General features: G+C 72.7%; 19 protein-coding genes and 1 pseudogene. 7 read left to right on the plus strand and 13 right to left on the minus strand.

Features of this window, described 5'->3' with window-relative positions; all coding sequences use genetic code 11:
• Positions 1–122: 122 nt before the first annotated feature.
• Positions 123–1,064: pseudogene (locus ACFXPK_RS03835) on the minus strand (DMT family transporter); the annotation flags it as partial.
• Between the two features lie 306 nt (positions 1,065–1,370).
• On the opposite strand from ACFXPK_RS03835, the gene ACFXPK_RS03840 reads away from it, so the two are divergent.
• From ACFXPK_RS03840 to ACFXPK_RS03855, 4 genes are all read left to right on the plus strand, one after another.
• The gene (locus ACFXPK_RS03840; RefSeq protein ID WP_385071281.1) at positions 1,371–1,967 is read left to right on the plus strand and encodes a TetR/AcrR family transcriptional regulator; all 597 of its coding nucleotides are present in this window, start codon (positions 1,371–1,373) and stop codon (positions 1,965–1,967) included.
• 159 nt (positions 1,968–2,126) lie between these two features.
• The gene (locus tag ACFXPK_RS03845) at positions 2,127–2,249 is read left to right on the plus strand and encodes a hypothetical protein (RefSeq protein WP_385071283.1); all 123 of its coding nucleotides are present in this window, start codon (positions 2,127–2,129) and stop codon (positions 2,247–2,249) included.
• Positions 2,246–3,448, plus strand: coding sequence for an epoxide hydrolase family protein (locus ACFXPK_RS03850; protein WP_385071285.1), 1,203 nt, complete (start codon positions 2,246–2,248; stop codon positions 3,446–3,448). Before ACFXPK_RS03845 ends, ACFXPK_RS03850 begins: the two co-directional genes overlap by 4 nt.
• 444 nt (positions 3,449–3,892) lie before the next feature.
• Complete coding sequence (locus tag ACFXPK_RS03855; RefSeq protein ID WP_385071287.1) at positions 3,893–4,975, plus strand: hypothetical protein; 1,083 nt, start codon at positions 3,893–3,895, stop codon at positions 4,973–4,975.
• Between the two features lie 36 nt (positions 4,976–5,011).
• Here ACFXPK_RS03855 and ACFXPK_RS03860 read toward each other — a convergent pair whose 3' ends face one another.
• From ACFXPK_RS03860 to ACFXPK_RS03900, 9 genes are all read right to left on the minus strand, one after another.
• Positions 5,012–6,682, minus strand: a complete 1,671-nt coding sequence (locus tag ACFXPK_RS03860; RefSeq protein WP_385071290.1) for a cytochrome P450 — start codon at positions 6,680–6,682, stop codon at positions 5,012–5,014.
• Between the two features lie 90 nt (positions 6,683–6,772).
• Positions 6,773–7,387: an ATP/GTP-binding protein gene (locus tag ACFXPK_RS03865; RefSeq protein WP_385003850.1), complete on the minus strand. Its 615-nt coding sequence runs from the start codon at positions 7,385–7,387 to the stop codon at positions 6,773–6,775.
• Positions 7,368–7,742, minus strand: a complete 375-nt coding sequence (locus ACFXPK_RS03870; protein WP_385003852.1) for a DUF742 domain-containing protein — start codon at positions 7,740–7,742, stop codon at positions 7,368–7,370. Before ACFXPK_RS03870 ends, ACFXPK_RS03865 begins: the two co-directional genes overlap by 20 nt.
• Positions 7,739–8,146, minus strand: coding sequence for a roadblock/LC7 domain-containing protein (locus ACFXPK_RS03875; protein ID WP_385003854.1), 408 nt, complete (start codon positions 8,144–8,146; stop codon positions 7,739–7,741). The genes ACFXPK_RS03870 and ACFXPK_RS03875 overlap by 4 nt, the downstream gene beginning before the upstream one ends.
• Positions 8,143–9,825 carry a sensor histidine kinase gene (locus tag ACFXPK_RS03880; RefSeq protein ID WP_385071294.1) on the minus strand — a complete coding sequence of 561 codons (1,683 nt, stop codon included), beginning with the start codon at positions 9,823–9,825 and terminating at the stop codon, positions 8,143–8,145. Before ACFXPK_RS03880 ends, ACFXPK_RS03875 begins: the two co-directional genes overlap by 4 nt.
• Positions 9,826–10,146: 321 nt before the next feature.
• Positions 10,147–10,953 (minus strand): ABC transporter ATP-binding protein, encoded by an 807-nt coding sequence (locus tag ACFXPK_RS03885; RefSeq protein ID WP_385071297.1) that lies wholly within the window; start codon positions 10,951–10,953, stop codon positions 10,147–10,149.
• Complete coding sequence (locus tag ACFXPK_RS03890) at positions 10,950–11,714, minus strand: ABC transporter permease (protein WP_385003876.1); 765 nt, start codon at positions 11,712–11,714, stop codon at positions 10,950–10,952. Before ACFXPK_RS03890 ends, ACFXPK_RS03885 begins: the two co-directional genes overlap by 4 nt.
• Positions 11,715–11,761: 47 nt before the next feature.
• Positions 11,762–12,553: an ABC transporter permease gene (locus tag ACFXPK_RS03895; protein ID WP_385071300.1), complete on the minus strand. Its 792-nt coding sequence runs from the start codon at positions 12,551–12,553 to the stop codon at positions 11,762–11,764.
• Entirely contained in the window at positions 12,550–13,533 is a 984-nt protein-coding gene (locus tag ACFXPK_RS03900) for an ABC transporter substrate-binding protein (protein ID WP_385071303.1), read from the minus strand. The genes ACFXPK_RS03895 and ACFXPK_RS03900 overlap by 4 nt, the downstream gene beginning before the upstream one ends.
• A gap of 333 nt (positions 13,534–13,866) precedes the next feature.
• Here ACFXPK_RS03900 and ACFXPK_RS03905 point away from each other — a divergent pair, with 333 nt between their 5' ends.
• Positions 13,867–14,655, plus strand: a complete 789-nt coding sequence (locus ACFXPK_RS03905; protein ID WP_385071306.1) for an IclR family transcriptional regulator C-terminal domain-containing protein — start codon at positions 13,867–13,869, stop codon at positions 14,653–14,655.
• 90 nt (positions 14,656–14,745) lie between these two features.
• Here ACFXPK_RS03905 and ACFXPK_RS03910 read toward each other — a convergent pair whose 3' ends face one another.
• From ACFXPK_RS03910 to ACFXPK_RS03920, 3 genes are all read right to left on the minus strand, one after another.
• On the minus strand, positions 14,746–15,135 hold the full coding sequence (locus tag ACFXPK_RS03910) for a roadblock/LC7 domain-containing protein (protein ID WP_385003866.1): 390 nt from the start codon (positions 15,133–15,135) through the stop codon (positions 14,746–14,748).
• Positions 15,136–15,284: 149 nt separating this feature from the next.
• The gene (locus tag ACFXPK_RS03915; protein WP_385071309.1) at positions 15,285–16,223 is read right to left on the minus strand and encodes a hypothetical protein; all 939 of its coding nucleotides are present in this window, start codon (positions 16,221–16,223) and stop codon (positions 15,285–15,287) included.
• Positions 16,220–16,585, minus strand: a complete 366-nt coding sequence (locus ACFXPK_RS03920; protein WP_385071312.1) for a hypothetical protein — start codon at positions 16,583–16,585, stop codon at positions 16,220–16,222. Before ACFXPK_RS03920 ends, ACFXPK_RS03915 begins: the two co-directional genes overlap by 4 nt.
• A 124-nt stretch (positions 16,586–16,709) precedes the next feature.
• On the opposite strand from ACFXPK_RS03920, the gene ACFXPK_RS03925 reads away from it, so the two are divergent.
• Together ACFXPK_RS03925 and ACFXPK_RS03930 are read left to right on the plus strand one after the other, a co-directional pair.
• Positions 16,710–17,075: a hypothetical protein gene (locus tag ACFXPK_RS03925; RefSeq protein WP_385003872.1), complete on the plus strand. Its 366-nt coding sequence runs from the start codon at positions 16,710–16,712 to the stop codon at positions 17,073–17,075.
• A 64-nt stretch (positions 17,076–17,139) separates the two neighbouring features.
• Positions 17,140–18,072 carry a helix-turn-helix transcriptional regulator gene (locus ACFXPK_RS03930; RefSeq protein ID WP_385071316.1) on the plus strand — a complete coding sequence of 311 codons (933 nt, stop codon included), beginning with the start codon at positions 17,140–17,142 and terminating at the stop codon, positions 18,070–18,072.
• The last annotated feature ends 51 nt before the right edge of the window (positions 18,073–18,123 follow it).

The raw sequence follows: 18,123 nt of genomic DNA on the forward strand, positions 1-18,123 counted from the left end.
CAGACCGCGCGCCGGGACGCGGCCGACCGGGTGGCGCCGGCCAGGAGCCGACGGCGGCGTCCGGCGCGGAGGGCGGGGGCGCGGTACGTGCGGACGGGGGCGTCCTGGGCGGGTTCCCGCGCCGCCGGCCCGGGAGCAGCCGCCCGGTCCGCCGCAGGCCCGTACGCTGCGGCGGCGGTGCCGACCGCCGCGGTTCCGCCCGTCGGCGCTTCCGCCGCCGCCGGATCCGCCGTCCGTGCCACCTCGGCGGCCGTACGGGTCAGGAGCACCACGCCCCGGCCCGCGACCACGGCGCCCACCAGCGCGGCGGCGATGCCCCACGCGCCGCCCTGGAGTCCTTCGCCCAGCAGCGCCAGACCTATGACGGACGCGGCGACCGGGTTGGCCAGCGTCAGCACCGCGAGCGGGGCGCCGAGACCGCCGCGGTAGGCCGTCTGCGAGAGCAGCAGGCCGCCCGAGGCGAAGGCGGCGACGACCAGGGCCACGGCTCCCACCTGCCAGAGCGGCAGCGCGCCGGTACCCCCGTCGCGCTCCGTGGCGGCGACCGTGACCGTCTGGGTGAGGGCGGAGGCGACGCCCGAGATGATTCCGGAGGCCGCCGCGTGGCGCAGCCCAGGACGGGCTCCCGGCCTGGTCAGCAGGGCGACCAGGGCCATCGCGACGCCCGCGACACCGAGCGCCTGCGGCAGGGAGAGCGTGCGCTCGGGGGCGGCGCCCGCGGCCGTCAGCAGGATGATCGCGAGACCGGCCAGCGTGAGCGCCGTACCGCGCCACTCGCCCCTGCCGACCTGACGCCCGGCACGCCGGGCACCCAGCGGTACGGCGGCGACGAGCGTGAGCGCGCCCAGCGGCTGGACGACCGTGAGCGGGCCGTACGTCAGCGCCACGACATGCAGCAGCGCACCGGTCGCGTTGAGCCCGACGGCCGACCACCAGGCGCCCCTGCGCAGCAGGGTGAGGAGCGGCACGCCCTGCCCCGTACGGGCGGCGAGACGTTCCTGCGCGACGGCGGCGCACGCGTAGGCGACGGCGGAGAGCAGGGAGAGCGCCACCGCGACCGTCATCGCGGCGCTCACCGGGCCGCCGCCGGTTCCGGCAGCCGGGTGGCGACGGACACCGGCTCTGCCGCGAGGGGCGGTCGGGCGGAAGGGTTCTGCTTCCGTTCGGCGGGCCCAGTGCGGGTGTTGAGGTGCACCCGACCCCCTTGGGTGGACGACACGGCGCCCGGGGACGACGTGGTGGTACGGCGGCGGGGTCTGCACCCCGCCCTATCGATACGCCAGTGTACCGAAACGAATCCGTTTCGGTACACTGGCGTATCGGTACACTGCCGTATCGATGCGTGAGCACGCGAGAGCCGAGGAGAGACGATGACGCCACAGCGCCGCTCCAAGATCACCCCGGAACGGGAGCGGGAGTTGTACGAGGCGGCCCTCGACCTGCTCAGGGAGAGCGGCTACGACGCCCTCACCATGGAAGGCGTGGCCGCCCGCTCCCGTTGCGGAAAGTCCACGCTCTACCGGCAGTGGCGTACGAAGCCGCAGCTCGTCGCCGCCGCGCTGCGCGGTACCCGGTGCGCGCTGCTCGCGGACGTCGACACCGGCGGCCTGGAGGGCGACCTGAGGGCGGCGGTCCGGGTGGCGGCGCTCGGAGCGGGGCGCGACACCGCGCTGCTGCACGCGCTCAGCCATGCCGCGTTCCAGAACCCGGAGCTGCTGCTGGCGCTGCGGGAGACGCTCATCGAACCGGAGATCACGGCCATCGGCGCCATGCTGGAGCGCGCCGTGGACCGGGGCGAGCTGGCCGCGGACAACCCCGCCATCGAGTTCGTGGCCGCCCAGCTCATCGGCGTGATGCGCGCGCGGCCCACGACGGACGGACAGTACGCGGACGAGGCGTATCTCACGCGGTTCCTGGAGGCCGCGGTCTTTCCCGCGCTCGGTCTGCGGACCGGCGCACACCCCTGACCGGCGGACCGTCGTTCCGAGCGGATGACGACGGTCCGTCCGCGCCGCACCGTGGGGACGGGAGCGGCGCGCTCCATGACGGTGGGCTCCTTCTCCGGAAGGGGCCCACCGCCATGTCAGGGGATGCGGACCGGCTCGATCGGCTGGGACGATACGGAAGTGGCGGCCGCGCGGGCCCTGGCGGGCGGCCCCGACGACGAGCGCGCCGACGGTGGCCCCGCCGACGCCCCGGCCGCCACCGGGAACGCGGTCCGGCACGACGACGACAGGAACCGCCCATGAACACCTTCCCGTCCTCCCCCGCCTCGTCCGCGTCCGTCGCGCTCACCCCGTTCACCCTCGCCGTACCGCAGCGGGAGCTGGACGAACTCTCCGCCCGGCTGGCGGCGACCCGCTGGCCCGACGCGGCCACCGGCGACGGATGGTCCCAGGGCGTGCCGCTCGGCTACCTCAAGGAGCTGGCCGCGTACTGGGCCGACGGCTACGACTGGCGCGCCCAGGAGGCCGAGCTGAACGGCTTCCCGCAGTTCACCACGGAGATCGACGGCGCCACCGTGCACTTCCTGCACATCCGTTCGCCCCGGCCCGGTGCGCTGCCGCTGCTGCTCACCCATGGCTGGCCCGGTTCGGTGGTCGAGTTCCTCGATGTGATCGGGCCGCTCACGGACCCCCCGCCGTCGGCCGGCGGCGACGCGTTCGATCTCGTGATCCCCTCGCTCCCCGGCTACGGGCTGTCCGGCCCGACCACCGGCCCCGGCTGGGACGTCCGCCGCGTCGCGAGGGCGTGGGCGGAGCTGATGCGGCGGCTCGGCCATGACCGTTACGGGGCGCAGGGCGGCGACTGGGGCCATGCGATCACCCTCGAACTGGGCCGGGTGGACGCCGCCCATGTGGTCGGCGTCCATGTCAACACCCTGCTGACACCGGCGCCCGAGGATCCGGCCGTGGCCGCCGCGCTCGGCGACGACGACCGGGAGCGGCTGCGCCGTACGGCCACCGCGTTCGCCGGGATGTCGGGGTACGCGGCGCTCCAGAGCACCCGCCCGCAGACCCTCGGGTACGCGCTCACCGACTCGCCCGTCGGCCAACTCGCCTGGATCGTGGAGAAGTTCGCCGAGTGGACGGACTCGGCGTCGGTGCCGGAGGACGCGGTGGGACGCGACCGGATGCTGACCGACGTGATGCTCTACTGGCTGACCCGTACGGCGAGTTCGTCCGCCCGGCTGTACTGGGAACACGCCCGGTCCCCGCACACCAGTGCTCCTTCCGGTCCCGCGTCCGAGCAGTACCCCACTCCGGTCGGTGTCGCGGTCTTCGGCGGCGATCTCGCCCGCCCGGTGCGGCGGCTGGCCGAGCGGGACCATCCCGTCGTCCACTGGACGGAGTTCGACCGCGGCGGCCACTTCGCCGCCCTGGAGCAGCCCGCCCTCTTCGTCGACGACGTCCGCGCCTTCTTCCGCCGCTTCCGCGCCCGGCCCTGACCCCGGCCGGCGCCGGAGGGCGACAACCCGGTGGAGACGGATCGGGTGCGTTCGTCTGCTGACGGGACCGTCGATTGACGTAGTGTCAGCGATCCGGAGACTGGTCGATTCCGCACGGTCCGCACACGGGCCGTGACGAAAACGTCCCCGTGGCCCCGCCGCGGGCGCCGACCGGGGCGTGGCGAGGAGGCGGATGACGGCGCGTGGCCGCGCGGGGAAGTCCGTACCAGGGGGGCGTACCGCGGTCTCCCGCGGTGCTCACCGGAACCCGCACCAGCTTGATCAGGACAGCTCACAATCAGTCAATTCCGGCCAGACGGCGGGCACATGCACTGGTATTGACGATCCGACATGGCCAGATACGCTCCACTACGCCTCGCACCCACACCATCGCGCCTCGTCAGCGCCCCGCACTACGCCCGTCCCCGCAACTGGAGGCCGATCGTGACCTGTGTCTCGGAACAGCGCCTGGCTCAGCAGCTCCCGGCGGTGCCGTTCTACTGCCCGGTTCCGCCCGCCCGACACCGCTCCGGTGACGCCCTCAACGACCGGACCGTGCAGTGGATGCGCGGGCAACGGCTCGACCACGACGAACGGCAGCTCAAACGTCTCGCCCTGTGCGACTTCGGCGGACTGGCCGCGTCGACGATGCCGTACGGACAGCTCGAACCCCTCGCGCTGATGGCCAAGTTGCACGCCGTCCTCTTCTCCCTGGACGACGGGGTCTGCGACGAGTCGGCGGCGACGGCGGATCTGCTGTCCCGGGAGACCTCGCGCATCATGCGCGCCCTGGAGGCGCCGGAGGCGCGCTCGGCCGACGACTCGCCGCACACCGCGGCGCTGCGCGGGATCCGGCGGGATCTGGAGCCGTACGCCTCGGCCGGCCAGCTCCGCCGGGTGGTCGAGGCGATGCGCGTCTACACCTCGGGGCTGGCCTGGGAGGCGTCCTGGCGGCGCGACGCCCGGCTGCCCTCCCTCGACGACTACGTCACGCTGTGGATGCGGGCCATCGGGATGGCGCCGTCCACCGCGATGATCGAGATCGTCGGGGGTTTCTCGGTCTCCGACGAGGACCTCCAGGACCCGCGCGTACGGGCCCTCACGGAGATCACCTGGACGCTGGTGAGCTGGGACAACGACCTCTACTCCCGCAACAAGGAGCTGGAGCGGGCGGACGACGACCTCAATCTGATCGATGTGGTCCGCCAGGAACAGGGGTGCGACGCACAGCACGCCCTGGTCCGGGTCGTGGCGATGCGGGACCGGGTGATGGTGCTCTTCGAGCGGCTGTCCACCCAGGTCGTCGCGGAGGCGGACGACGGGCTGCGCCGCTATGTGCGGGGGCTCGCCCAGTTCGTCAGGGGCCATCTCGACTGGGCCTCGCGCTGCCCCCGCTACACCACGTCGTCGGGTCCGCGGACACCGACCGGCGGCTGGTGGAAGCAGCAGCCGGCCGACAACAGCGCGGAGCCGCTTCCCGTCCCGACGATCGCCTGGTGGTGGGACCAGCTCGCCCCGGCCCGCTGACCCGCCCCCGTCCCCCTGTTCCCGTACGGCTCCCGGTCAGTACCCGCGCCACCAGCGGGCCACGGCCCCCCACGCCCGCCGGGGCGCGCTGGTCCCCGTACGCTGCTCCGGCACCGGGGCCGGTGCCTGAGCCAGGGCCGGTGCCTGAGCCAGGGCCGGATCCGGTGCCACCGGCTCCGCTCCCCCGTCCGGAGCGGACGGCGTCGTCGCCACCGGGACGTACGCCGCGGTCGGTACGGTGCCGGGCGAGGGCGAGTCCACCTGCCACCGGGGGCGCGGGACGGGGGAGGTCGCGTTCGGCGGCCCGGTGACGTCCTGGGGCGGCCGGGGCGCGAACGTCACGGGCAGCTCACGCAACTGACGGGACATCAGCGCCGCGCTCCAGCGCAGATGGTGTTCCTCCACCGCGAGCTGGAGGTCCGGCAGGCGCAGCAGCAGCGCGTCGATCCCGGTGTCGGCGATGGCGCGTCCGATGTCCTGTCCCGGACACTCGTGCGGGCCGCCGCTGAACGCGAGATGCGCGCGGTTGCCCCGCATGGACGCGTCGAGGTCGGGCCGTACCACCGGGTCCACGTTGGCCGCCGCGATCCCGACGACCAGCGCGTCGCCCGCCTTGATCTGCTGCCCGCCGAGTTCGGTGTCGCCGACCGCCCAGCGGCCGAAGATCGTGGTGAACGGCGGCTCGTCCCAGAGGGTCTGCTCGACGGCCTCCGGCAGGGTCATGTGGCCGCCGCTCAACTGGGCGCGGAACCGGGGGTCGGTGAGCACCATGCGCAGGGCGTTGGCGATCAGGTTGGCGGTGGTCTCGTACGCCGCGATGAGCACCAGCCGCAGATGCTGGCTCACCTCGTCGTCCGTCAGCCCCGCCGGATGCTGGGTGAGCCAGGTCGCGAAGTCCTCCTCCGGCGCGATACGGCGCCGCTTGACCAGCCGGGTCAGGGCCGACATCACATACGCGTTGCTCTCGTTGGCGGTGGCGGTGCCCTTGATCATGTCGCGGGCGGCCTGGACCAGCCGCTCGTTGTACTCCTCCGGCATGCCGATGATCTGCGCCATCACCATCATGGGCAGGTGTTCGGCGAAGCTGCTGACGAGATCGGCCCGCCCCGCCTGGCAGAACTCGTTGACCAGCCGGTTGCTGTAGCGGTTGATGTAGCGGCGTACGCCCCGGTGGTCGATGCGCGCGATCGAGTCGGTGACCGCGCCGCGCAGGCGTTCGTGGTCCGCGCCGTCGGCGAAGACGCAGATGGGCTGCCAGGTGAAGATCGGCGCCAGGGGGTGGTCGGGCGGCGCGCTGCCGTCGTGCAGGGCGCGCCAGCGGCGGGAGTCCCGGGAGAACTGCGAGGGCGTCCGCGTCATGTGCAGGTTCTCGCTGTGGCCGAGGACGAGCCAGGCGGGGACGTCGCCGTGCAGGAGTACGGGCGCCACGGATCCGTGTTCGGCGCGCAGTTTCTCGTACAGGCCCATCGGGTCGTTCTCGGCCTCGGGCCCGTACAGCCGGCGCAGCCCGGCGGGCGGCGCTCCGGCCCCGACGGGAGCGCCGGCCCCGACGGGAGCGCCGTCCGCGCCGGGGCCCGTGCCGTTCACGCGCCCGGTGGGCAGGCCGGTGCCGGGGAGCGCGGTGCCGGACAGCCCGTGGGCGGGGCAGCCGGGGGGCGGCGCTCCCTGGCCGTCCGGCCCGGGGAGGTGGGGAAACGGGGAGGTCACGGTGGCTCCAGGGAGGGGGTCGGGAGAGAAGGGGGTGGTACGGGGGCGGGCCTGGCCGGAAGCGGGAGGGGTGCTCCGCCGGGCGGCCGCTCAGCCGGGGGGCGCGGCGAGCTGGTGCAGATAGCTCATCAGCGTCAGCAGCACATCGCGGCTCGACGCTCGCAGCCGTGCGTCGCAGTCGACCATCGGCACCTCTTCCGGCAGGTCGAGCGCGGCGCGCAGGGCCTCGACGGGGTGGTGCGGCGCGTCCGGGAAGGTGTTGACGGCGACGACGAACGGGACGCCGCGCTCCTCCAGGCGTCCGATCACGTCGAAGCTGACTTCGAGGCGGCGGGTGTCGACGAGGACCACCGCGCCCAGGGCGCCTTCGAAGAGGCCGTTCCACAGGAACCAGAAGCGCTCCTGGCCGGGGGTGCCGAAGAGGTAGAGCACCAGGTGTTCGGTGATGCTGATCCGGCCGAAGTCCATGGCGACGGTGGTGGCGGTCTTGCTCTCCACCCCGCGGTTGTCGTCCACCCCCACCCCGGCCTGGGTCATGGTCTCCTCGGTGGTGAGGGGCCTGATCTCGCTGACGGAGCCGACCATCGTCGTCTTGCCCACCCCGAAGCCGCCCACGATCACGATCTTCACCGCCGAGGTGGCGGTGGTGGGCAGGATGTCCTCGGTCCTGGGGCCGGTGATCGTGTCAGAGTTTCTGGAGTCCATGCATCACCGCTTCGAGAAGGGACCGGTCGGGAAGCGCGGCGCGGACGATGGGCGCGCGCGATTCGACCAGCTCGGTCGCGAGGAGTTCGGTCAGCAGCGCGGTCACCACGCTGAAGGGGAGGCTGAGATACGCGGAGATCTCGGCCACGGAGAGCGGCCGGTGGCAGAGCCGCAGGATGGCGGCCTGCTCCGGCTGGAAGGTCGGTGACGGTTCCACCTGTGCCACGATCATCGTGACCAGGTCGAGCGGGGCCCGTTCGGCGCCGTCCGGACCTCCGGTGATCACGTACAGCCGTTCCGGGTCCCCCACGTCCGCTTCGGGCGTACGGCGTTCGCGTCGGGGAGGCGGGGTCATCCGGCCTGCCCGTCATGGCGTGGCGGGCTGGTGAGATGGGCGCCGATCCGGACCACCATGTCCCGCATCCGGGCGCCGACCAGTCCCGCGTCCACCGTGTCGTCGGCGAGGACCGCGAGATAGGCGCCCGTGCCGGCCTCCATCAGGTAGAAGAAGCCGCCTCCGACCTCGATGACGACGAGCCGCATCCGGCCGTCGCTCAGCGGGATCTCGGCGGCGACGGCGGCGGCCAGGCTCTGGAGTCCGGCGCAGGCCGCGGCGAGCCGGTCGGCGACGTCCGGGTCCCCGCCGTGCCGGGCGATCCGGAGTCCGTCGGCGGAGAGCACCACGATCTGCTGGATCTGCGGTACGCCGTCGGCGAGTTCCTTGAGCATCCAGTCCATGTTCGCCCGCTGCTGGATCACTTCAGATCTCCCTTGCCCCGTACATCGTCGGATTCGCCGTGCTCACCGGTCCGGCCCGGCGGTTCCTCTGCTGCGGCCGGTGGCTCCCCGGGGGTGCCGTTGACCGCTTTCGTGAAGGCTTCGAGCCAGATGCCCGGTCCGGGTTTTCCTTCCGGCGTACGGGCGTCGGGCCCGGCGGGCGCGCCGGTTCCGGCGCCGTTGCCGTTGCCGTTGCCGTAGGTCAGGTCGTGGGCCCGGCCGTTGGCGGTGCCGTTCGTGGATTCGTATCCGGCGGAGTGGAGGCCGAGGTTGTGCGAGCCCAGCGGGGCGCGCCCCCGGCTGCGCCGCTGCGGCAGTCCGTTCTCCGTCCACTCCGTCACCACCGGTGCGTCGTCCTCCGCCGCCGCGACCGGGGCCGGGCGCCGGGGTCCGGTGACCGGTCGCGGCACCCGGTTGGCGGGGCGCAGTACATCGGTCGTGGGCAGGTCCGACGTGGTGGGCAGCGCCGAGGCGCCGATGCCGTGGGCGATACCGGGCGCGGGCCCGGTGGTGACGATGGAGCGCGGCACGATCAGCACGGCGCGGACGCCGCCGTACGCCGACTGCCGCAGCGAGACCTGGAGGTGGTACATCTGGCAGAGCCGTCCGACCACGGCCATGCCGAGCCGGGGCGTGTCGCCGAGGTCGTTGAGGTCGATACCGGCCTGGGCGCGCGCGAGCATGCTCTCGGCGCGGGCCCGCGCCTCCTCGCTGAGGCTGACGCCGCCGTCCTCGATCTCGATGGCGATCCCGGTCTGCACCTCGACGGCGGTCACATGGACACGGGTCTGCGGAGGCGAGTAGCGGGTGGCGTTGTCGAGGAGTTCGGCGCAGGCGTGGATGAGCGGTTCGACGGCGGTGCCGACGATCGCCACCTGGGAGATCGAGTGCAGGTCGACGCGCTGGTACTCCAGGATCCGTGACATCGCCCCGCGCAACACGCTGAACAGCGGTACGGGCCTGGGCCACTGGCGCCCGGGGCGGGCCTTGCCGAGCACGGTGATGGAGTCGGCGAGCCGGCCGATCAGCGCGGTGCCGTGGTCGATGCGCAGCAGGTCGTCGAAGACCTCGGGGTTGCGGCCGTGGGCGTTCTCCATCTCCCGCAGCTCGCTGGCCTGTTGGTGCACCAGGGCCTGGACGCGGCGGGCGATGTTGACGAAGGCGCGCTGCGCGGACTCGCGCATGGCCTCCTCGTCGTCGACGATCTGAAGGAGGGACTTGAGCAAGGAGCGCTGCGCGAGGGGCAGTTCGCGGTAACGCTCGTCGCCGTCTACCACAGCGCGGATCACCTCGTCGGGTGATTCGCCCTGGCGGAGCCGGTACACCGCGGCGGGCATCAGCTCCTTGCCGAGCCGCACGCTCTCCTCGTCGTGCCGGGCGAGGCGTGCCTCCAGCAGGGAGATCCGGTAGGCGTAGCGCTCGTGGAGCACGCCGACCGCCCGGCGGCGGCGGGCCAGTTCCAGGGCGCACCAGCCGATGACGACCAGGGCCCCCGCTCCGTACAGCGCGAGCGGTATCCGTGCGGTGTCCTCGACGAGGACCACGACGAGGGTGGTCACGGCGGCGACGAGGAGTACGGGGAGGAGCAGCGCGCGGAATCCCGGTGGTGCCTGTTCCTTGGGTGGTGTCTGTTCCTTGGGTGGTACTTCAAGACGAACCATGTATGCCCTCTGGCGATCGATTCAGGTCGATTTTCGAACAATCAAGGAACCTGGGAACAAGTGCCTGATTACGTATCAACTCAGCGCGTATCGCGAGAGCCTAGCCCGGCCCGATCGGCACTTCGGCGTATTCGCGCAACCTCACCCACAGGCGCCCCACGGGGCATAGACTTCGCCGGTTTATACGCTGTGCTCGCACGGCGATACCAAGGGTGACGATCTCCGTGCGACCGCCGAACACCCGGCCGAGTCCACGGGTGGCGGGCTTCGCGGGTCCCGCTTCCCGCGTCCTGTGCCCCGTGCGGCGCGGCGCGCGTCCCGTCAGGGCGCCGGGTCGCCGCGCTTGGCGAGCTGGATCTCCTCGTACACCTGGGTGCGCAGCTCCGCGAAGCGCGGGGCGACCCGGGTGCGGAGCTGGTCCCGCTCCCCGGGCAGGTCGATCCTCAACTGCCGCTGTACGACGGTGGGCGAGGCGGAGAGGACCAGCACCCGCTCCCCCAGGTAGACGGCCTCGTCGATGTCGTGGGTGACGAACAGGATCGTCATGCCGCGCTCGCGCCAGAGCCCGCGGACCAGATCCTCCAGCTCGGCTCGGGTCTGGGCGTCGACGGCGGCGAACGGCTCGTCCATCAGCAGCACTTCGGGCCCGTACGCGAGGGCACGGGCGATGGCCACCCGCTGCTGCATCCCGCCGGAGAGCTGCCAGGGGTAGGCGCCGCCCGCGTCGGCCAGGCCGACGGCGGCGAGGGCGTCCCCGACCAGTTCGGCGCGCCGCCCCCGGTCGAGCGACTTCCGCCCGCGCAGCGGGAGTTCGACGTTCTCGCGCACCCGCATCCAGGGGAAGAGGCTGCGTCCGTACTCCTGGAAGACGACGGCCATCCCCGGCGGCGGCTCCGTGATCCGCCGCCCCGCCAGCCGGACTTCGCCACCGGTCGGCGCGAGCAGCCCGGCGACGCACTTGAGGAGGGTGGTCTTGCCGCACCCCGAAGGGCCGACCAGACAGGCCAGTTCGCCCGCGGCGACCGAGAAGGTGAGGTCACGGACGGCCTCGACCCGGCGCTCCCGCCCCTCGTAGACCTTGCGCAGCCCTTGTACGTCGAGCATCGCGTGCCCCTTCCCCGTCGTCATGGCGACCGCCTCGACCTGCGCAGGCCGTGGTACCAGCCGAGGGCCCTGCGTTCGGCCGCGCGGAACAGCAGGGAGAGCAGGAAGCCGAGGACACCGAGCAGCAGGATGCCGCTCCACATCTCGGGGATGGCGAAGCCCCGCTGGAACTGGACGATGGCGAAGCCGAGGCCGTTGCCGGCCGCGAACATCTCGCTGATGACCATCAGGATGATGGCGATGGACAGGGCCTGGCGCAGCCCCGCGAAGATCTGCGGGCTCGCCGAACGCAGCACGAGATGGCGCAGCCGGCCGGCGCCGCCGATGCCGTACGACCGCGCGGTCTCGGCCAGTACGGAGTCCACCGCCCGTACGCCCTCGACGGTGTTGAGCAGGACGGGCCAGACACAGCCGGTGGCGATGACCACGATCTTCATGGTGTCCCCGATGCCCGCGAAGAGCATGACGACGGGCACGAGCACGGGCGGCGGCACGGCCCGCAGGAACTCCAGGACCGGTTCGGTGGCCGCGCGCACCCGGCGGTACGAGCCGATGACGACGCCGAGCGCCACTCCGGCGACGGCGGCCAGCGCGTATCCGGCCGTGAGGCGCAGCAGGCTGGGCAGTACGTCGTCGACGATCCGTTCGCCGGTCCACACCGCGCCGAAGGCGGCGGCCACGGTGCGCAGCGGCGGCGCGTAGAGGCTGGTGCCGGAGTCCGAGACGATCCACCAGCCGGCCAGGAGCAGGGCGGGCAGCCCGAGCGCGAGAAGCGTCTGCCGCAGCGCGCGCCGGAGCGCCGCCCTCGCGGTGGGGGTGGCCGCGGTCCTCCTCACCGGACCGCCTCGCCGCGTACGGACTGGTGCCAGGCGAGCGCGCGCCGTTCGACGGCCCGCGCGCCGACGTTGACGAGCAGGCCGAGACCTCCGGCGACCACGACCAGCGCGTACATCTCCGGCACCGCCTGTGAGGTCTGGGCGACCGCGATGCGGGCGCCGATCCCCGGTGAGCCGATGACGAGTTCGGCGGTGATCGCGAGGACGAGCGCCACGGAGGCGGCCAGCCGTACACCGGTCATCACATACGGCAGGGCGGTCGGCCAGAGTACGTAGCGGATACGGGCCCAGGTGCCGAGTCCGTACGAGCGCGCGGTCTCGTCCGCGACCGGGTCGACGTCCGCGACGCCGTACAGCACCTGCACGAGGACCTGCCAGAAGGCCGCGTAGACGACCAGGAGCAGGGTGGAGCGCAGGTCCGTGCCGTAGAGGAGGACGGCGAGCGGGATGAGCGCCACCGAGGGGATGGGCCGCAGGAACTCGACGGTGGAGGCGGTCACTTCGCGCAGATACGGCACGACGGAGAGGACGATCCCCGCGGTGACGCCCGCGACGACGGCGATCAGCAGGCCGAGCGCCCAGCCGGTGAGCGTGTCGCCGAGCGCGGTCAGAAAGGTGGGGTCGGAGAGCTCGGTGCCGAGGGCGCGGGCCACCGCGCCGACGGGCGGCAGGTAGTCGGCGGAGACCAGTCCGGTCCGCGGGACCAGCTCCCACAGGGCGAGGGCGACGGCCACCCCTCCGGCCCCCCACGCGGCGTCGGCCAGGCCGTTCCGGGCCGCGCGGGTCATGGGAGGAGGGTGTCCAGATCGGGCGGCGAGGTGAGGGTGCCGTCCTGCTCGCCGAGTTTCGCCAGCGCCTCGATGGACGCCCGGTCGGGCCGCGTGGGCCAGCGGGGCAGGTTCATGTCACGCAGCAGCGCCTCGGGGATTTTGGTGTAGGTGGTGAGGATCCGGCGGACCTCGTCGGGGTGGGCGCTCGCGTACTCCAGCGACTCGGCGGTGGCCTCCTGGAACTTCCGTACCGTCTCCGGGTTCTGCTGGGCGTACCGGGTGGAGGTGAAGTACATGGCGACGGTGAGATCGGGCGAGACATCGGCGTAGCTGGAGGCGATGACGGTGCCGCCCTGGCTCTTGACCGTGGCCAGCGCGGGCTCGACCACCAGCGCGGCGTCGACCCGGCCGCCGGCCAGGGCCGCGGGCATCTGGTCGAAGGGCAGCTCGACGAAGTCGACCTCGGCCGGGTCGCCGCCCGCCTTGCGCACCGACTCGCGTACGGAGGTGTCGCCGATGTTCTTCAGGGTGTTGATCGCGACCTTCCTGCCCGCCAGTTGCCCGGCGGAGGTGATCGGGCTGCCCTTCGGCACGGCGAGACCCGCGAAGTCGGCGCCCTGTTCACCGGTGGAGGCCAGGCCGTTGGCCACGGCCTTCACGGGGACGCGTTTGCCCTGGGCGATCATCAGGGTGGTCATGTTGGAGAAGCCGAACTGGACCTGCCCGCCGATCACGGCGGGCACGATCGCCGCGCCGCCCTGGGCGGTCACCATGGTGAGGTCGAGCCCCCGCGAGGCGTAGAAGCCCTTCTTCTCCCCCAGATACAGCGGCGCGACATCCACGATGGGGATGATCCCGACCTTGACCCGGGCCGTCCCGCCCGACGCCCCGTCACCCGTATCGCCCGGACCCCCGGGGCCACCCGAACCGGATCCGCCGCAGGCCGTCGCGGTGAGCAGGAACGCGGCGGCGATGGACGCGATGGACAGTCGACGCATGAACCCCCCTTTGGCGGGACGGCGCTTCCGGCGGACCGTGCGCAGCCCGCACAGCATTTCCCAGCGGGAACATAGGGGCAGCCACAGGTACCGGTCAACGGTGCGCGTCACCCTCATCACCCGTGTACGAAAAGGGAGTTGGGATGGCACGGCGGGAACGGTGTCGGCCTGCGAGGCGTTGTTGACAGCCCTCGGACCCGGCTCCTAGCGTGCGCTTCACGCACAGACGTACGCGGATCAGTCACACGTACGCGGATCGGTCGGCGGATCAGTCACCCGTACGCGGATCAGCGCATCGCCCGTGACACACTCCAGGGTCGACGGAGGCAACCGATGAGTGCTGCCCGGTCACGCGAACCCCACTTCGTCCAGTCCTTCGAGCGGGGCCTGTCGGTGATCCGCGCCTTCGACGCGCACCACCCGGAGCTGACGCTCAGCGAGGTGGCCCGGCTCTGCGGCCTCACCCGGGCCGCCGCGCGCCGGTTCCTGCTGACCCTCGCGGATCTCGGCTACGTGCACACGGACGGGCGGCTGTTCCGGCTCAGCCCCCGTGTTCTCGAACTGGGGTACGCGTACCTTTCCAGCTTCTCGCTGCCCGAGATCGCCGAGCCCCACCTCGAACGGCTGGTCGCGGAGGTACGCGAGTCGTCCTCGCTCTGTGTGCTGGACGGCGACTCCGCCGTCTATGTGGCGCGGGTCCAGGTGACCCGGATCATGACGGCGTCGATCACCGTCGGTACCCGCTTCCCCGCCCACGCCACCTCGGTCGGGCGTGTGCTGATCGCCTTCCTCCCCGACGAGGAGCGCGACACCCGCCTCAAGGGCACCGAACCGTCCGCGCTCACCCCGTACACCACCGTCTCCGTCGATCTGCTGCGCGCGGAGCTGGAGCGCGTACGGCGCCAGGGGTACGCGCTGGTCGACCAGGAGCTGGAGGAGGGGCTGCGCTCGGTCGCCGCACCGGTACGGGACCGGACGGGCACCGTCGTCGCGGCCGTCAACATCCCCGTCCACGCGAGCCGTCACTCGGTCGAGTCGGTACGGCGTGATCTGCTGCCCCCGCTGCTCGCGACGGTGGCCAGGATCGAGGCGGACCTGCGGATGGTGGCGCCCCGGAGATGACGGGGAGGAGGCCCGGGGCGGGCGGGCCTCCGCCGGTCCACGGGCGCGGGCGCGCCCCGTACACCCGCGTCCGCCCCGGGGCCCGCCGGTTCAGGCGGGCACATCCCCTTCGAGGAGCTTGACCAGTTCGGCCACGAGGGCGGGCGCCTCCCGCTTCAGCGCGACGATGTCCATCCCCTCGTCGCCCAGGATGGAGAGCAGCGCCCGGTCGCCCACCGCGAGGACGATGATCTGCCCGGCCGCACAGCGGATGACCACGTCGCGCAGGGCGCCCGCGTCGGCCTGCTGCGCCATGCGCTGGCCGAGTCCCAGGGTGGCCGCGGCGAGCGCGGCCACGGACTCCGGCTGGAGCGTGTCGGTGTCGGCGGCGACCATCAGGCCGTCGGCGGTGGACAGAACGCTCTCCGACGCCCCCAGCACCCGTTCCCGCAGCGAGGCCAGAACTTCGACGAGGGGCGTGACGGACGAGTCTGCGTACATGGTTTCGCTCCTTGGTGATGATCCGGCGTCGGTTGCCGTGGGGCGTCGGCAAGGCTTCGGCCGCGTACCGCGGCCGGGTTCCAAGCCGTCCGTCTGTCCTGCGGGTTTCCGTGGTGCTGAGGGGCTGGAAGGTCAGTGGTGTTGCCGGGTCAGTGGTGTTCCCGTGGGGCGGGGTGTTCCTGTGGGGCGGAGTGTTCCCGTGGGACGGGATGTTCCCGTGGGACGGGGTGTTCCGGTGCTGTAGCCGGGCCGGGCGACGACGGCGCCGCCCCCTGTGTGGCGCCCGGTGCCCACTGCGGGCGGGGGCCGGGGACCCGGCGCGGCAGGGAGCCGGCCGGTGGCGGCGCCGCGGGGCCGTCGCCGGGGCCCGGGACGCGGGGCGCGGTGCTCGGCCGCCCCGCCGGGCGCCGGTCGCCCTCCCACTGGACGAGTTTCAGCTTGTCCATCCTGATCAGATCCACCATCACCGCGAACAGCCCCCGGCCGAGGAAGAAGGCGAGATCGCGCGGGGTCCGGCGGCCGTTGGCGATGGCGAGGAGCGCGGTGTGACGCGGCGCCAGCCGGCCCGCCGCCCGTTCCGCGGTCGCCGAGGGCCGCAGCCGGGTCCGCGCCAGCTCGCCCGGCGCTCCCCAGCCTCCGGTGACGAAGGCCAGCCGCCGCGCGGTCTCCTCGGCGACGCTCTGGGGCTGCGCGGGATGACCCGCGAGTACGGTCTGGGCGGGCCCGCCCACCTCCCAGCCGTCCGGCCGGGAGAGCGCCATCGCGAAGGCGCCCTCGTAGATCGTCGCGGTGCAGAGGACCTCCAACTCGGTCTCGCCCACCAGCCCCTGGCCGACGAGGGCCGCCCCGAGGCCGTCCATCTCCCGGGTCGCCGCGAGGGCCGCCGCCCACCCCTCGTCATCGATCCGGCCCGACTTCAGCAGGGCGGACTCGACCGAGGGGGTCCCGGGGGTTTCGATCGCGCAGATCAGGCCGTTCCTGAGGTGAATCGTTCCTCCAGGCGGCCCGGAGACCGACACCGTACCGCTGTGGCGCTCCTGTTGCAGCCGTACGAGCAACGCCGTGACGTTACGAGGCGCACCGCTCATGCGAGCACACCTTCCGCGTGCTCCGCGAGCCGGCGCATCGCCAGCGCGAGATTGGTCCGGTCGCGGTCCAGCGCCGCGACCAGCAGCACCGGGTCGCCCGCACGCCGTACCGCCTGCACCACGTGGTACCGGCGCACGCTCGTCACGATCACGCTCTCCAGCTCACCTTCGTTCCCCACCCGGTCCACCTGGGACGCGATCACGGCCGTGAGTTCGGCCGTCTCCCCGCCGTCCCCGACCTCGGCGGCGTCTCCGACCACGCAGTACGTCAGACCGGTGACCGCGTCCACCAGCGCGGCCCCTGTCATCCCCGGCATCTCCATGAGCCGGGAGAGGGACGATTCGATCGCTGACACGTACATCCCTTCGGGTTACGGCTGATTTCACAGTACTCTAGTCTTCAACTAGTCCCCTGGTGACCAGGTTTGGCATATTTTCCTCCGCAAAGTTTCGGCTCTTTCAGATCCTCCAGAACAGGACCACGCGATGAACCTTGAGACCGCGCTCAAAGAAGCCATGGCGATCGACGGCGCGCTCGGTGTTGCCGTGGTCGACTACGAGAGCGGATTGTCGCTCGGGACGCTGGGCGGGGACCAGGGGCTCGATCTGGAGGTCGCGGCGGCGGGGAACACCGAGGTCGTGCGCGCCAAGATCCGCACCCTCGCGACGCTGGACATCGACGACGCGGTGGTCGACATCCTGATCACCCTCGGCAAGCAGTACCACCTGATCCGGCCGCTGCTGTCCACCCAGGGATCGCTCTTCCTCTACCTCGCGCTCGACCGCGCCCGCGCCAATCTCGCGCTGGCCCGCCACAACCTGAAGCGGATCGAGACGGAACTCGCGATCTGAGGGCGCGGCGCCGGGTACCGGCCGGTATCAGGCGAGTGGGGCCGTACGCGCTGATACTGGCGCCATGACCCGACACGGAGAGCTGGGCACGGCCCTGCACCGCTGGCGTGACCGGATCGCCCCGGCCGAGGCCGGGCTGCCCGCGGACGAGCCCGGACGTACCGGCGGGCTGCGCCACGAGGAACTGGCCCGGCTGACCGGTCTGTCCGTGGACTATCTCGTGCGGCTGGAGGAGGGGCGGGCCACCTCCCCCTCCGTACAGGTGCTCGCCTCGCTGGCGCGCGCCCTGCGGCTCTCCGACGACGAGCGCCGCCACCTCTTCCTGCTCGCCGGGCAGTCGCCGCCCGCCGTGGGCCGGGTTCCCGACCGCGTTCCCGCCGGGGTACGGCGACTGCTCGGGCGACTCGCGGGGACCCCGATCGGGGTCCATGACGCGTCCTGGAACCTGATCACCTGGAATCCGCTGTGGGCCGCCCTGCTCGGCGACCCCGCGCAGGCCCCGCCGCGCGGGCGCAACGCCGCCTGGCTCCACTTCACGGGGCAGCCCAGCCGGATCGTCCGCGCCGTGGAGCAGGAGGCCGGGTTCGAGGCGGCGCTCGTCGCCGATCTGCGGGCGGCCACCGTCCGCTACCCGACCGATGTACGGCTGCGCTTCCTCATCGGTGAGCTGCGGCGTGTCAGCGCCCGCTTCGCGGCGCTCTGGAACTCCCGGATCTCCGACGCCCACACCACCGGGACCTGGACCGTCCAGCACCCCGACGTCGGGCCCGTGACGGTCGACTGCGACACGCTCACCGTGCCGGGGTGCGACCTGCGGATCGCCGCCTACTCGGCCGCGCCCGGGACCGGCGCCGCCGACAAGCTCGCGCTCCTGGACGTCATCGGCACGAAGGTCATCGCCGTGGACGCGGCCGGCGCCGAGGGGGGCGCGTGGCCGCCCGTACAGGAGCCGGGCTCCGGCGGCCCCGCCGCCGACCCCGCGCCCGTCGAGCGCTGACCTCCCCCGCGTCCTCCTCCCCCGCCTCCTCCCCGCCTTCTCACCCGTTCG

Source organism: Streptomyces sp. NPDC059142 (assembly GCF_042755665.1).
GTDB lineage: Bacteria > Actinomycetota > Actinomycetes > Streptomycetales > Streptomycetaceae > Streptomyces.

Coding starts and splice junctions, on each gene's coding strand:
- ACFXPK_RS03840 (WP_385071281.1), top strand. CDS start 1,371: ATGACGCCACAGCGCCGCTCCAAGATCACCCCGGAACGGGAGCGGGAG.
- ACFXPK_RS03850 (WP_385071285.1), top strand. CDS start 2,246: ATGAACACCTTCCCGTCCTCCCCCGCCTCGTCCGCGTCCGTCGCGCTC.
- ACFXPK_RS03865 (WP_385003850.1), bottom strand. CDS start 7,387: ATGGACTCCAGAAACTCTGACACGATCACCGGCCCCAGGACCGAGGAC.
- ACFXPK_RS03870 (WP_385003852.1), bottom strand. CDS start 7,742: ATGACCCCGCCTCCCCGACGCGAACGCCGTACGCCCGAAGCGGACGTG.
- ACFXPK_RS03880 (WP_385071294.1), bottom strand. CDS start 9,825: ATGGTTCGTCTTGAAGTACCACCCAAGGAACAGACACCACCCAAGGAA.
- ACFXPK_RS03885 (WP_385071297.1), bottom strand. CDS start 10,953: ATGACGACGGGGAAGGGGCACGCGATGCTCGACGTACAAGGGCTGCGC.
- ACFXPK_RS03895 (WP_385071300.1), bottom strand. CDS start 12,553: ATGACCCGCGCGGCCCGGAACGGCCTGGCCGACGCCGCGTGGGGGGCC.
- ACFXPK_RS03900 (WP_385071303.1), bottom strand. CDS start 13,533: ATGCGTCGACTGTCCATCGCGTCCATCGCCGCCGCGTTCCTGCTCACC.
- ACFXPK_RS03905 (WP_385071306.1), top strand. CDS start 13,867: ATGAGTGCTGCCCGGTCACGCGAACCCCACTTCGTCCAGTCCTTCGAG.
- ACFXPK_RS03910 (WP_385003866.1), bottom strand. CDS start 15,135: ATGTACGCAGACTCGTCCGTCACGCCCCTCGTCGAAGTTCTGGCCTCG.
- ACFXPK_RS03915 (WP_385071309.1), bottom strand. CDS start 16,223: ATGAGCGGTGCGCCTCGTAACGTCACGGCGTTGCTCGTACGGCTGCAA.
- ACFXPK_RS03920 (WP_385071312.1), bottom strand. CDS start 16,585: ATGTACGTGTCAGCGATCGAATCGTCCCTCTCCCGGCTCATGGAGATG.
- ACFXPK_RS03925 (WP_385003872.1), top strand. CDS start 16,710: ATGAACCTTGAGACCGCGCTCAAAGAAGCCATGGCGATCGACGGCGCG.
- ACFXPK_RS03930 (WP_385071316.1), top strand. CDS start 17,140: ATGACCCGACACGGAGAGCTGGGCACGGCCCTGCACCGCTGGCGTGAC.